The sequence below is a fragment of the Pseudactinotalea suaedae genome (assembly GCF_009733815.1).
GTDB classification, from domain to species: domain Bacteria; phylum Actinomycetota; class Actinomycetes; order Actinomycetales; family Beutenbergiaceae; genus Pseudactinotalea; species Pseudactinotalea suaedae.
Map to the genome: position 1 here is coordinate 150,174 of NZ_WNXY01000004.1, position 13,523 is coordinate 163,696.

Sequence of the window (13,523 nt, forward strand, 5' to 3'; positions counted from 1 at the left end):
CGTGAGCCGCGACCGAGCCGTCATCAGCCTGCGCCGCGGGGAGATCTCCGCGACGCCCATCACGCTGCCCGACCCGCTGCCCGCGGGATCGCCGCGCACCCTCGTGCTGCGGGCGATGTGGCGCACCAGGCGGTTCTCGCTGCCTGCTGCCGGGTCCGCGGTGGTGCACCAGGTGTGCGAGGCGCTGGTGCCGGTGATCATGGGCCGCGCGATCGACACCGCGGTCGTGGACAGCGACGTGCGCGGCCTGCTGGTGTGGCTCGGGCTGCTGGCCGTGAACTTCATGCTGCTCGCGCACGTGGTGCGGTTCGGCGCCTGGTACGGCCAGCTCGGCGCCGACACGATGCAGCATCAGATGCGCACCCGGGTCACCGACCGGCTGCTGCACCCGCGGGCGCGTGCCGACCGGTTGCCCGGCAGCGCGCTGTCGCTGGCGACCAACGACGTCCGGCAGCTCACCAGCGCGACCATGCTCATGGTCTACCCGGTCGGGGAGGCGGCGGCGATCGTGGTCGGCGGGACGCTGCTGCTGCTGCAGTCGGTGCCGCTGGGCGTCGCGGTGCTCGTCGGGGCGCCGCTGCTGCTCGTGCTGCTGGACCTGCTGGGCCGGCCGCTGCGGCGCCGCGCGGAGGCGGAGGCCGCCGCGGTGGCCGATGCCTCGGGGGCGGCCGCGGACATGCTGGCCGGGCACCGCGTGCTCGCGGGCATCCAGGCGCAGGACGTCGCGGCCGGCCGGTACCAGGAGACCTCGCAGCAGGCGCTGCGGGCCACGATGAGGGCCCGCGCCCACGAGGCCGGTCTGACGACCGGGCTGGGCGCCATCACCGGGCTGTTCATGGTGGGGGTGGCCGTCGCCGGCGGTGTGCTCGCGGTGCGCGGGGAGATCACGATCGGCGGGCTGATCACGGTCGTCGGGCTCACCCAGCTGCTGCTGATCCCGATCACGGGGTTCGCGCGGAACGTCGCCCCGATCTGGTCCGCGGCGCAGGCCAGCGCGGCGCGCCTGCTCGCGGTGCTCACCGACGACGAGACCACCGGCCGCACCTCCTCCCCGACGGCGACGCCGGGCGCGCTGCCCGTCCGCATCACGGGGGTCGACCTGGGCGACGGCGATCTGCTCGACCTGGAGGTCGAGCCGGGCGAGCTCGTGGGCATCGCCGTCGACGGCTCGCGGGCGGTGGTGCTCGCCGACACGCTCGCGGCACGTCGGGCGCTCGACGACGGCGCCCAGGTCCTGGTCGGTGACGTCGCCGTGATGCCGGAGGCACCCGAGGCTGCTCGGGCACGCATGCTCGTCGCCCCGCACGAGGCGTCGCTGTTCGACGGCACCGTGGCCGAGAACCTGGCGCTGCCCGGGCACCAGCCCGAGCTGCTCGAGCGCGCGCTGCACGCGGCCGCGTGCGACGACGTGCTGCGGGTGCTTCCCGAGGGTCTGGACACGGTGGTCGGCGAGGGCGGCCTGCGGCTCTCCGGCGGGCAGCGGCAGCGCGTCGCCCTGGCGCGGGCGCTCGTGATGGACGCGCCGGTGCTCGTCCTGCACGAGCCCACCACCGCCGTCGACTCGGTGACCGAGGCGGTGATCGCCGAGCGGATGCCGCGGCTGCGCTCGGGCCGCACGACGATCCTGCTGACCACATCCCCCGCACTGCTCGCCGTGTGCGACCGCGTGATCGCCGCGGGCGAGACCGACGAGGTCGCGAGATGAGCGGGCACGCCGAGTCGCCCGAGGCGCCCGCCACCATCCCGGTGGCGACCACGCGCGAGGTCTGGCGGACCTGCGCGGCGCTGCTCCGCCGTCGGACCTGGCTCGTGGTGCTCGTCGGGCTGGCGTTCGTGGTCGCGGCGGCCGCCGGTCTGGTGCTGCCCACGGCGCTGGGGCGCATCGTCGACCTCGCGACGTCGCCGTCGAGCACCGAGGCGGACGTGTGGCGGCTGGGCGGGTGGATGGCTGCCGGTGCACTCGTGCAGGCGGTCGCCACCGGCGCCGGTGCCATCGGGGCGGCCGCGCTGGTGGAGAACCTGCTCGCTGAGCTGCGGGAGCGGCTCGTGCGCCGGTCGTTGCAGCTGCCGCGCCGGGTCGTCGAACGGGTGGGTACCGGCGACCTCACCTCGCGCGCGAGCGACGACGTGGCCCAGGTCGCGATGGGGCTGCCGAACGCGATCCCGACCGTGGCCGCCTCGGGTTTCACGCTCGTGCTCACGGCGATCGCGCTGACGGTGCTGCAGCCCTGGTTCGCGCTCGTGGTGGTCACGGTGGTGCCGCTGCAGGTGCTCGCGCTGCGCTCCTACCTGCGGAAGGCGCCGCCGCTCTACGCCGCCGAGCGCGCGGCCCTGGGCGTGCGCGCCCACCACGTGCTCGCGGCGCTGCGCGGGCTCCCGACCGTGCAGGCGTTCGGGCTCGGCGCGCTGCACGCGACGCGGATCGGCGTCGCGTCCTGGGAGGTGGTGCGGCTGTCGCTGCGGGCGCGCGCGGTCCTCAACACGTTCTTCGCCCGGCTCAACACGGCCGAGCTCGTGGGCATGTCGACGATCCTCGTGGTCGCGTTCGTGCTCGTGGGCCGCGACGAGCTGACGATCGGTGGCGCCACCACGGCGATGCTGCTGTTCCTGCAGCTGTTCGGGCCGATGATGGGGCTGCTGCTGCTCATCGACGAGCTGCAGTCGGCGCTCGCGTCGCTGGCCCGGATCGTCGGCGTGACCCAGATGGAGACCGGGGACGACGACCAGCGCCGGCCTGGCGGATCGACACCGGTCGCGGCCGCGGGCGTCCGCTTCGGCTACGGCTCCGACCCGGTGCTGCACGAGGTGGACCTGCAGGTGGCGCCCGGTGAGCGGGTGGCGGTGGTGGGGACCTCGGGCGCCGGGAAGTCGACGCTCGCTGCGCTCGTGGCCGGCGTGCACGCCCCGTGGTCAGGCAGGGTCGAGGTCAGCGACGACGCCCACGCCCGCACCGTGCTCATCAGCCAGGAGGTGCACGTCTTCGCCGGAACGGTGCGCGACAACATCACGCTGGCGCTCCCCGGGGCCGACGACGACGCGGTCCGCGCGGCGCTGGCCGCGGTCGGCGGCTCGGATGTCATCGCGGCGTTGCCCGCGGGCCTGGACACCGAGGTCGGGCCGCACGCGCACACCCTCACGGTCGCGCAGGCGCAGCTGGTGGCGTTGGCCCGGGCGCACCTCGCCGATCCGGCGCTGGTGCTGCTCGACGAGGCGACCGCCGAAGCCGGCTCCGCCCACGGCGCGATGCTCGACCGCGCCGCCGACGCCGTCATCGCCGGTCGACCTGCTCTCGTGATCGCGCACCGCCTCGACCAGGCGGTCAGCGCCGACAGGGTGGTCGTGATGTCCGAGGGCCGGGTGGTCGAGCGGGGCACCCACGAGGAGCTGGTCGCCGCCGGCGGCACCTACGCCGGCCTCTGGTCGGCCTGGCAGCGCCACCGCCCCTGACCCCGCTTTCACCGCACTTTCGACCGGGCCCCGATTTCACCGCACTTTCGGCGCTCTCCCCAGCAGCCGGTTCGAGGTAATCGAGGACCACCGCGTGGCCGCTGAATACCTCGAACGCGTCCCCGCCGCAGCCGGTTCGAGGTAAACCAGCGCCTTCTCGTGGTCCCGGATTACCTCGAATCAGCGGGGGGGTGTGATGCGTGCCGCGACCGGGGTGAGGGCGCAACCGTGGCGCCACCGCGGGCGCGACCGTGGTCGGCGTCAGGCGCGAGCTGCGACCAGGAGCTCGGCGATCTGGATCGTGTTGAGCGCGGCGCCCTTGCGGAGGTTGTCGTTGGAGACGAACAGCGCGAGGCCGCGGCCGTCGGGCACGCCCGGGTCGGTGCGGATCCGGCCGACGAAGCTCGGGTCGGCCCCGGCGGCCTGCAGCGGCGTCGGCACGTCGGAGAGCTCCACACCCTCCGCCGCGGCGAGCACCTCGCGGGCACGCCCGGGCGAGATCGACCGAGCGAACTCCGCGTTGATCGACAGGCTGTGGCCGGAGAACACCGGCACCCGCACACACGTGCCGGAGACCCGCAGCTCGGGCAGGTCGAGGATCTTGCGCGACTCGTTGCGGAGCTTGCGGTCCTCGTCGGTCTCGCCGGAGCCGTCGTCGAGGAGGTTCCCCGCGAGCGGCACCACGTTGAACGCGATCGGCGCGACGTACTTGACGGGCTCGGGGAAGGTGACCGCCCCGCCGTCCTGCGCGAGCGCCTCGAGGTCCTGCTCGACGGCGGCGCGCACCTGGCCGGCGAGCTCCTCCACCCCGGCCACCCCGGATCCGGAGACCGCCTGGTAGGTCGAGACGATGATCCGTTCGAGCCCGGCCTCGTCGTGGAGCGCCTTGAGGACCGGCATCGCGGCCATCGTGGTGCAGTTCGGGTTGGCGATGATGCCCTTGCGGGCGTCGGCGATCGCGCCCGGGTTGACCTCGCTGACCACCAGCGGGACGTCGGGATCCATGCGCCAGGCGGAGGAGTTGTCGACGACCGTCGCACCCGCGGCCACGAAGCGTGGCGCGTGCTCCTTCGAGGTCGCGCCGCCCGCGGAGAACAGCGCGATGTCGATCCCGGTCAGGTCCGCCGTCGCCGTGTCCTCGACGACGATCTCGCCGCCCTTCCAGGGCAGCGTCGTGCCCGCCGAGCGGGCCGAGGCGAAGAACCGCACCTGCTCGAGCGGGAAGTCCCGCTCCGCCAGCAGGCGGCGCATCACGGCGCCGACCTGTCCGGTCGCACCGACGACGGCGACAGTCACCGACATGGTTCCCTCCCCTATCGTCCGGTGCCGCCGTAGACGACCGCCTCGACCTCGGCGGCGTCCAGCCCGAAGGCCGAGTGGATGCGTCGCACGGCCTCGTCGAGGTCTTCCAGACGCAAGATGACCGAGATCCGTATCTCCGACGTCGAGATCATCTCGATGTTGATGCCGGCGTCGCGCAGCGCGCCGAACAGGCGCGCGGAGACGCCCGGGTGCGAGCGCATCCCGGCGCCGACCAGCGACAGCTTGCCCACGGTGTCGTCGTAGACGATCTCGGCACCCTGCAGCGCGCCGTTGAGGGCCGCGAGCGCGGCCTTGGCGGCGTTCGCCTGCTCCAGCGGGAGCGTGAAGGAGATGTCGGTCAGCCCGGTCTGCGCGGCCGAGACGTTCTGCACGATCATGTCGATGTTGCAGCCTGCCGCCGCAACCGCCTCGAAGATCCGTGCCGCCGTGCCCGGGACGTCCGGGACGCCGGTGATCGTGATCTTGCCCTGCGAGCGGTCGTGGGCGACGCCGGAGATCAGCGGGTGTTCCATGAAGCCATCCTCTGCTGGCTCGTCGGTGACGAGGGTGCCCTCGTTCGAGGTGAACGACGAGCGGACGTGGATCGGGACCCGGTAGCGCCGCGCGTACTCGACTGCGCGCAGGTGCAGGATCTTGGCACCGTGCGCCGCGAGCTCGAGGGTCTCCTCGGTGGTGATCCGGCTGATCTTGCGGGCAGCCGGGACGATGCGGGGGTCGGCGGTGAACACGCCGTCGACGTCGGAGTAGATCTCGCAGACGTCGGCCTTCAGCGCCGCCGCGAGCGCCACCGCGGTGGTGTCGGAGCCGCCGCGGCCCAGCGTCGTGACGTCGTTGGTGTCCGAGGTGACGCCCTGGAACCCCGCGACGATCGCCACCGCGCCGTCGGAGAGCGTGGACTGGATCCGGCTCGGGGTGACGTCGATGATGCGGGCGTTGCCGTGCGCGGTGTCGGTGATGACGCCGGCCTGCTGCCCCGTGAAGGCGCGCGCCTGCACGCCGAGGGCGTTGATCGCGATCGCCAGCAGCGCCATCGAGATCCGCTCGCCGGCCGTGAGCAGGATGTCGAGCTCGCGCTGCGGCGGTGTGTCGGTGATCTGGCCGGCGAGGTCGAGCAGGTCGTCGGTCGTGTCACCCATGGCGGAGACGACGACGACGACGCCGTGGCCGGCCGCCTTGGTCTCGACGATCCTGCGGGCCACGCGGCGGATGCTCTCGGCGTCGGCGACGCTCGAGCCGCCGAACTTCTGCACGATGAGGGACACGGGACTTTTCTCGCAGGTCAAGACAGACAGGGACGATCGAGTGTAGATCCGCCCACCTGATGGACAACGCACCGTCCGTATCGCGGACCGCCCCGGGCGAGCTCACGAGCCCGCGATCACGTCCCACCCGAGCCGCAGGATGAGGGCAGCCACCACGACCACGAAGGCCACCCGGACGAACCGGTTGCCCTTGGCCACGGCCATCCGCGCCCCGATGTAGGCACCGACGAGGTTCGCGGCGCCGACCATCAGACCCACACCCCACACCACGTGACCGGCGGGCACGAAGAACAGCAGCGCACCGAAGTTCGTGGCCAGGTTCACGATCTTGGCCAGCGCGGAGGCGGGCAGGAACGCGTACCCGATCACGCCCACCAGCGCCATCACGAGGAAGGACCCCGTGCCCGGGCCGAGCAGCCCGTCGTAGAGGCCGATCAGCAACCCGATCCCGGCCGCCGCTCCGTAGTGGCGGTTGCCCTCCCAGCGCAGCTCGGTGGTCGCCCCCAGCGAGGGCCTGGCGAGGGTGTAGACGAAGACGCCCACCAGCACCACGATGATGATCGGCCGCAGCGCCGACTCCGGGATGTAGGAGGCGAGGGCGGCGCCGCCGATCGATGCCGCGAGGGCCGCGAGCGCCATCGGCGCGGCCGTTCTCATGTCCGGATGGATGCGCCGGTAGTAGGTGATCGAGCTCGTCGACGTGCCCATGATCGAGCCGACCTTGTTGGTCGCCAGCGCCTGGACCGCGCTCATCTCGGGGAACAGCACCAGCAGGGCGGGCAGCTGGATCAGCCCACCGCCGCCGACCACGGCGTCGATCCACCCCGCTGCCAGGCCCGCGAGGACGAGCAGCAGCACCAGGGTGAGCGTGACCTCGACGTCGCCGAAGCCTGGCAGCGCGAAGGATCCGGCAGCGAGCAGCACAGCGCTTGGTCTACCACGTCGCCGTGGGCGACTCGCTCGGCTCGTCGGTCGGTGGCGCGCTCGGGTCCTCGGTGGGGGCCTCGCTCGGCTCCTCGGATGGCGCCTCGGTGGGCGTCTCGGACGGCGGCTCGGTCGGCTCCTCCGACGGGGTCTCGCTCGGGGTCTCAGCCGGGTCCGACGGCGACTCGCTGGGTTCCTCGGTCGGGGTCTCGTCCGTGGTGGGCACCTCGGCGGGCAGCTCGTCCGCTGGATGCGGGGCGGGGGCGGCGCCGCCGCTGCCGACCTCGGAGATCGTGGTCCCCTCCCGGCCGGACAGCGACTGCCCGGTCGCGAGCTCGAACGCCGTGATGCCTAGCCCGGCGAGCAGGAACACCGCGGCTGCGCTGATGAGCACCCTGGTCCATGCTCGACGGCGGGGCCGTGGTTCCGCCTCGACCTCACCGGCCAGGGCCGCCTGGGTGGGCACACCGGGAGGGACGGCGCCCACGGTGGTGCGCGACGCCGTCGGGCGGGTACGCATCACCAGGGTCGGGGCGGCCTTGACGGCGAGCGGCGCCTTGGCGATCACCTGCCGGCCGCGCTGGAGCGAGGCCGAGTACAGCGAGCCGGTGATGCCGGCGACGATGCTTCCGATCGCGGCGCCGACCACGGTGCCCGAGACGCCGAGGCGGCTGCCGATCACCGCCGCGGTCATCGCCGCGAGGGCGCCGGCGAAGAGCTGGACGAGCGAGAGCTCGATGCGGCCGCGCTTGACCGGTTCGACGTCGTCGGTCGTCTCGGTCTCGGGGCGGGTGGTGGTCTCGGTCTGCGTCATGGGTGCGGCATCGGCTCAGGTCGTGGCGGGGCTGGAGGACGCCGCTGTCCATGGCCCTCAACGGTAGGTCGGCCCGTCATGTTCCACCGCGCCCGGCCGCGGTGAGCCCGCACACAGCAGCCGCGACACGCCGCGGTTTCACGGGATCTCCGCAGCGTCACCAGGGCGCCTGCGCACCCGTGGCGTCGGCGTGCCGTGCACCGCGCGGGCTCCGGCGACCGGAAGCCGGCGACCTAGCTGCTGGTGTCCCCGTAGAGGGCGTCGAACTCGGCGTCGGCGGCGGTCTCGTCGTCGACGTCGAGGCGCAGGTGGGCGATCAGCGTCAGCAGCGCACGGGTGGCGCTGGCGGCGCGCTCGCCCCAGGCCGAGAGGTAGGAGAACTGCCACCACCACAGCGCCTCGGACGCGTGCCCGGCGCGGTGGTGCTGCAGCCCGACGCTCAACGCCTGCGCGATGTCGGCGAGGTCGTTGGACAGGGAGCCGGTGGTGACCTCGGCGGAGACCAGCGGGTCGGCGACCTCGCGGTACTCGTCGATCCCGTCGAGGACGTTCGCCAGCGAGGTGCGCAACGGCTCGTGATCGCGATCTGGGCCGTCGTCGGGCTCGAAACGCTCGGAGGGGACGACGTCGACGATCGCACCGAGCCGGGCCCCGGCGGCGCTCAAATCGGAGACGGCGAGCAGCAGCAGCGGGATCGCGGCGTCGGGTGAGGATCCGGCCGCGACCTCGCGCACGGTGCTGAGGTAGCGCTCGGCGGTCGCCGCGGTGGTGGCGCCGAGCAGCGTGAGGTCGGCGTCGAGCTCGGGTGAGTCAGCACTAGACATCGACGGTTCTCCTTCCTTCGAACGCCCGGCCGAGGGTCACCTCGTCGGCGTACTCGAGGTCGCCGCCGACGGGCAGGCCGGAGGCAAGCCGGGAGACGGTGAGCCCGAGCGGACGCAGCATCCGGATGAGGTAGGTGGCGGTGGCCTCGCCCTCGACGTTGGGGTCGGTGGCGATGATGACCTCGGTGACCTCGCCATCGGCGAGCCGGGTCATCAGCTCACGGATGCGCAGGTTGTCGGGGCCGACGCCCTCGATCGGGTTGATGGCGCCGCCGAGCACGTGGTAGCGGCCGCGGAACTCGCGGGTGCGTTCGATCGCGACGACATCCTTGGCCTCCTCGACGACGCAGAGCACGGCGCCGTTGCGACGGGTGTCGCGGCAGATCCGGCACTGGGTCTCCTCGGAGATGTTGCCGCAGATCTCGCAGAAGCGGACCTTCTCCTTGACCACACGCAGCGCGGTGGCGAGGCGGCTGACGTCGGCGGGGTCGGAGGCGAGGATGTAGAACGCGATCCGTTGCGCGCTCTTGGGCCCGACGCCGGGCAGCCGGCCGAGCTCTTCGACCAGGTCCTGCAGTGCACCATCGAACATCAGCGGCGATCCTCATCGAAGTACTCGTCGATCACGGTTCCGCCCAGCATCCGCGTGACGAGCGGCGCCCCGACCAGTCCCGAGTCCTCGAGGTTGGGGTCGGAGGCATCGGGCTCGTCGACGACGGCGTTGGGCGCGGGGGCTGCTGCGGCCTGGGCCGCCTGGATGCGCTCGCGCGCGGACCGGACGGGCGGCGCGGGCTCGGACGGCGGTTCGGCCGGCGGAGGTTCCTCGGCGGGCGGCTGCCCGGGGTCGTCCTCCCACGGCGGCCGGCGGTCCGGCCCGGAGGCCTGTGGCTGCGGCGCCGACGTGGCGCCGTTGTCGCGGGCGCGCTGCGGGGCGGGCTCCTGCGCGCGGGGCTGCGGGGCCGGCTGGCTCGGTGCGGGCTCGGGCTGGCGGGCCGGTCGGGCCCAGTCGGCTGCGGCTTCGGCGGCCCGGTCGACCGGCGGTGCCGCAGCGGCGGTCGCGACCGGCCCCTCCCCCTCCACCACGGCCTCGATCCGGGCCTCCAGGCCGAGCGTCTCCGTGAGCGCGCGCTGCAGCGGCTCGGTGTGCGGGCCGTTGCGGAAGGTCGAGACGAGGCCGGAGCTGGGGAACCCGATCTTGAGCACGCCGCCGCTGAGATCGACGACCTGCGCGTTCTGTGCGAGTGCCCACGTGATGCGGCGCACCTGCGCCAGTGTGCTCAGCACCTCGGGCCAGCGGTGCCGCACCTGCTCGGTGGTGAGGCCGTCGGTCGCCCCTGCCGTGGGGGTGGCGACGGGCTCGACCTGCTGTACCGGGGCGGGCTGCGGCTCCGGCTGCTGCTCGGCCGGAGCGGGGCGGGACGGCCGCACCGGTTGCTCGGGCGCGGGAAGTGCTTCCGCGGGAGCGGTGGCGATCGGCTGGGGCGCTTCCGCGGAAGCGCTCGGTGCGCTCTCGGCCGCTTCCGCGGAAGCGGCAGGCGGGACGTCCGCGACCGCTGCTCGCGCAGGCTCGGGTGTGGCGGCGACGGGCTGGGCGGTCTGGACGGGCGGGGCGACGACGGCGATCGGCCGGCCGGTCGCCAGGCCGGCCCCGCCGGCCTCCAACCGCTCGAGGCGAGCGTTGACGCCGTCGACCCCGTCATCGGCAGCCGGCAGCAGCAGCCGGGCGCAGAGCAGCTCGAGCTGCAGCCGGGGCGAGGTGGCGCCGACCATCTCGGTGAGTGCGAGGTTGGTGAGGTCGGCGGCGCGGGATGCGTTCGCGAGCCCGAGGTGCTGGGCCTGCGTGCGCATCCGCTCGAGCTGGTCGGCGGGCACGGTGCGCAGCACGGATCCGGCCTGCTCCCCCGCGGCCAGCACCACGATGAGGTCGCGCAGCCGCTCCAGCAGGTCCTCGACGAACCGGCGCGGCGCGTGCCCTGTGGAGATCACGCGGTCGACGACTCGGAACAGGCTGGCACCGTCGCGTGCGGCGAGCGCCTCGGCGGCGTCGTCGAGGAGGGTGGCGTGCGTGAAGCCGAGCAGCGCGACGGCACGCTCGTAGGTGACGCCCTCGTCCGAGGCCCCGGCGATCAGCTGGTCGAGGACCGAGAGCGAGTCGCGGACCGACCCACCCCCGGCGCGCACCACGAGCGGCAGCACCCCGGCGGCGACCTGGACGCCTTCCTCGTCGGCGATCTTGCCGAGGTAGTCGAGCAGCTGCTCTGGCGGAACGAGCCGGAACGGGTAGTGGTGCGTGCGCGACCGGATCGTGCCGATGACCTTCTCGGGCTCGGTGGTCGCGAACACGAACTTGACGTGCTCGGGCGGCTCCTCGACGAGCTTGAGCAGGGCGTTGAAACCCTGCGTGGTGACCATGTGGGCCTCGTCGATGATGAAGATCTTGTAGCGGTCGCGCGCGGGCGCGAACGCGGCGCGCTCGCGCAGCTCGCGGGCGTCGTCGACACCACCGTGGGAGGCGGCGTCGAGCTCGACGACATCGAGCGAGCCGGTGCCACCGCGGGCGAGGTCGACGCACGAGTCGCACGTGCCGCAGGGGGTGTCGGTGGGCCCGTTGGCGCAGTTGAGACAGCGGGCGAAGATGCGTGCGGAGGTGGTCTTGCCGCACCCTCGCGGGCCGGAGAACAGGTAGGCGTGGGTGACGCGGCCGCCGCGCAGCGCCGCCATCAGGGGGTCGGTGACGTGCTCCTGGCCGATGACGTCGGCGAAGGAGTCCGGCCGGTAGCGGCGGTACAACGCGGTGCTCACCCGGCCACTCTAGGCGGGGACACCGACACCGGTCAGCCCGGTCGCCGCGGACCGTGGACGAGGGTCACGCGGAGACGTGAAGACCCCTCGCGCACCCATCAGAGCCCGCCTGCCCTTGCTGCCTTCCGGCCCTGGGGGAGTTCAGCGAGATGACGCCGCGCGAGGGGCTGGCACCCAGTCTAGGCGATGCTCGGAGGTGGCTGATCACGTCAGCGCGGGCCGCCCGCGCCGGGGCCGGGCGAAGTCCTTTCCACACTCGCGACACCGCTGGTCAGGCATCGCCCAGTCCCCGTTCTCGTCGACGGTGACGCAGCACCCGCCGATGACGACCTCACCCCGCTCGGCCGCTTCCATCACCGACGGGTCCGGCATGCCATAAACGATCTTGGCGATGTCACGGCTGCCGCAGCTCGGGCACGTCCTGGCCATGCGCTCCCCTCCCTGGCGCCGGCCCGCCCGACGCGCAGGACCACTCCAGCACCGACCCCCGACATCGCGAGATCGGAAGAGCGTGAGGGTGGGTCGCGTCACCTCTTTGCGGCCAGGAGCACGGCTCGGGTCCGGTATCCTCGTCTGGCCCAGGAGGATTCGCCTAGTGGCCTATGGCGCACGCTTGGAAAGCGTGTTGGGTGCAAGCCCTCGGGGGTTCGAATCCCCCATCCTCCGCCAGCAGTCCTTGAGATCCCTTGGGAATCCGCCGTTTTCGGCTAGATTCCGCGGTTTCTGGACCTTTCCCTGATCAGCACCAGTGGGCACAGATCAGCAGGTTGTGACAGAATTTCTGTCACACAGCTGTCACAGACCGCGCGTGTGACAGCGTTCGCGGAAGGTCCAAGGATGGCCACCGGAGCCCTGCCCCGAGGTATCACAAGGTACCGAGATCGCTACCGGGTGCGCCTGGACGTCAACGGCGCCACCCATGCCCTGGGCGTATTCGACACTCTCGGCGATGCTCGTGCGGCGCTCGACATCGCCAAGGGCGAGCGCGCCCGCGGCACCTTCGTGCCACCGGCCCAGATCCGCGCCGAGCAGCGCGCGGCACGGATCAAGGCCGAGGCCGACGCCCTGACGCTCGGCCAGTGGGCCGAGCAGTGGCTGGAGGCCCTTGCGGCCAACCCCGACCGCTCCCCCTCGACCGTGCTCTCGTATCGGTCGGTGCTGCGCACGCACGTGCTGCCCGAGCTGGGCAGCACCCGCCTGGTCGACCTCACCCCGCAGCAGGTCGCCGCCCACCTCGCGGCGCTGCGCGCCATGCCGTCGAAGCGCCACCCGGGTGCGCGGGCAAACGGCGTGGCACCGAACGCAGCGAGAGTGCTGCGCTCGTGCCTCAATGCCGCAGTCAGACGACCGGACATCGGCCTGGCGTCGTTCACGTTCCCGGAGGCACCGTCACAGACTCAGGTCCGCCCGGAAGAGGACGACGGCGACGTGGCGACGCCCGAACAAGTCGCCGCCATGGCTGCCGCGATGCCTGAGCATCTCCGCGCCGCCGTGTTGCTGGCCGCCTGGTGCGCTCTACGCCTCGGTGAGGTGCTCGGGCTCGAGCGCCGCGACCTGGAACTCCTGGACGACCCGGCGCGCGCCGTGCTGCATGTCCGCCGCCAATGGAACACGAAGGCCGGGCGACTGACGGACCCGAAGCGCGGCAGCAAGCGCAGCGTCGCGATCCCGGCCTCCCTGCTACCGATCCTGAGTGACCACATCGAGACCCACGCGGCCCCAGGCCGCGACGGCCCGCTCTTCACTCTCCCAACGCGCCGCGGCCGCCGCATCTCCCAGACGGCGTTCGACCGCTACTGGCGTGATGCGCGGAAGGCAGCTAGCCGCGAGTCCTTCCGCTTCCACAGCCTCCGCCACACCGGCCTGACGGAGTACGCACGCCAGGGCGCGACCCTCGCCGACCTCCTCGAGCGCGGCGGCCACACGGACGTGTCGGTTGCGCTGAAGTACCAGCACGCCTCGGCTCAGCGAGACCGGGAGCTGACTGCTCGGCTCGATGATGTTGTGGTGATCGCGGCGGTCGCAGACGAAGCCTGACAAGTAGCTGCCCGAACGTCCCAGCATGGCGATCCACCCTTTGAGCGGGCCAACTGCCTGCCGCCCAATACGCACACTTCATCCGCGCGC

Annotated in this window: 11 protein-coding genes, 1 tRNA gene and 1 other RNA gene; 4 read left to right on the forward strand and 9 right to left on the reverse strand. The window is 72.8% G+C overall.

Features of this window, described 5'->3' with window-relative positions; translation table 11 throughout:
* The first annotated feature begins 1 nt into the window (after nucleotide 1).
* Together GPA04_RS08515 and GPA04_RS08520 are read left to right on the forward strand one after the other, a co-directional pair.
* A complete protein-coding gene (locus tag GPA04_RS08515) occupies nucleotides 2–1,705 on the forward strand; it encodes an ABC transporter transmembrane domain-containing protein (RefSeq protein ID WP_162458557.1) in 1,704 nt (567 codons plus the stop codon).
* On the forward strand, nucleotides 1,702–3,447 hold the full coding sequence (locus tag GPA04_RS08520) for an ABC transporter ATP-binding protein (RefSeq protein ID WP_156223660.1): 1,746 nt from the start codon (nucleotides 1,702–1,704) through the stop codon (nucleotides 3,445–3,447). Before GPA04_RS08515 ends, GPA04_RS08520 begins: the two co-directional genes overlap by 4 nt.
* Nucleotides 3,448–3,708: 261 nt before the next feature.
* Here GPA04_RS08520 and GPA04_RS08525 read toward each other — a convergent pair whose 3' ends face one another.
* The 9 genes from GPA04_RS08525 to GPA04_RS08565 form a co-directional block, all read right to left on the reverse strand.
* Entirely contained in the window at nucleotides 3,709–4,749 is a 1,041-nt protein-coding gene (locus GPA04_RS08525; RefSeq protein WP_156223661.1) for an aspartate-semialdehyde dehydrogenase, read from the reverse strand.
* 11 nt (nucleotides 4,750–4,760) lie between these two features.
* Nucleotides 4,761–6,032, reverse strand: a complete 1,272-nt coding sequence (locus tag GPA04_RS08530; protein ID WP_156223662.1) for an aspartate kinase — start codon at nucleotides 6,030–6,032, stop codon at nucleotides 4,761–4,763.
* Between the two features lie 102 nt (nucleotides 6,033–6,134).
* Nucleotides 6,135–6,953: a TSUP family transporter gene (locus tag GPA04_RS08535; protein ID WP_436277909.1), complete on the reverse strand. Its 819-nt coding sequence runs from the start codon at nucleotides 6,951–6,953 to the stop codon at nucleotides 6,135–6,137.
* A 13-nt stretch (nucleotides 6,954–6,966) separates the two neighbouring features.
* On the reverse strand, nucleotides 6,967–7,770 hold the full coding sequence (locus GPA04_RS08540) for a prolipoprotein diacylglyceryl transferase (protein ID WP_156223663.1): 804 nt from the start codon (nucleotides 7,768–7,770) through the stop codon (nucleotides 6,967–6,969).
* A 233-nt stretch (nucleotides 7,771–8,003) separates the two neighbouring features.
* The gene (locus tag GPA04_RS08545; RefSeq protein WP_156223664.1) at nucleotides 8,004–8,594 is read right to left on the reverse strand and encodes a DUF5063 domain-containing protein; all 591 of its coding nucleotides are present in this window, start codon (nucleotides 8,592–8,594) and stop codon (nucleotides 8,004–8,006) included.
* Nucleotides 8,587–9,186 carry a recombination mediator RecR gene (recR, locus tag GPA04_RS08550; protein ID WP_156223665.1) on the reverse strand — a complete coding sequence of 200 codons (600 nt, stop codon included), beginning with the start codon at nucleotides 9,184–9,186 and terminating at the stop codon, nucleotides 8,587–8,589. The genes GPA04_RS08545 and recR overlap by 8 nt, the downstream gene beginning before the upstream one ends.
* Nucleotides 9,186–11,396: a DNA polymerase III subunit gamma and tau gene (locus tag GPA04_RS08555; protein WP_156223666.1), complete on the reverse strand. Its 2,211-nt coding sequence runs from the start codon at nucleotides 11,394–11,396 to the stop codon at nucleotides 9,186–9,188. Before GPA04_RS08555 ends, recR begins: the two co-directional genes overlap by 1 nt.
* A gap of 75 nt (nucleotides 11,397–11,471) precedes the next feature.
* Nucleotides 11,472–11,568: signal recognition particle sRNA small type (gene ffs / locus GPA04_RS08560), an RNA gene on the reverse strand.
* 32 nt (nucleotides 11,569–11,600) lie between these two features.
* Complete coding sequence (locus GPA04_RS08565) at nucleotides 11,601–11,825, reverse strand: hypothetical protein (RefSeq protein WP_156223667.1); 225 nt, start codon at nucleotides 11,823–11,825, stop codon at nucleotides 11,601–11,603.
* A gap of 152 nt (nucleotides 11,826–11,977) precedes the next feature.
* On the opposite strand from GPA04_RS08565, the gene GPA04_RS08570 reads away from it, so the two are divergent.
* Together GPA04_RS08570 and GPA04_RS08575 are read left to right on the forward strand one after the other, a co-directional pair.
* Nucleotides 11,978–12,065: transfer RNA gene (locus GPA04_RS08570), tRNA-Ser, on the forward strand.
* A 168-nt stretch (nucleotides 12,066–12,233) separates the two neighbouring features.
* Nucleotides 12,234–13,433, forward strand: a complete 1,200-nt coding sequence (locus GPA04_RS08575) for a tyrosine-type recombinase/integrase (RefSeq protein WP_156223668.1) — start codon at nucleotides 12,234–12,236, stop codon at nucleotides 13,431–13,433.
* Nucleotides 13,434–13,523 lie beyond the last annotated feature (90 nt).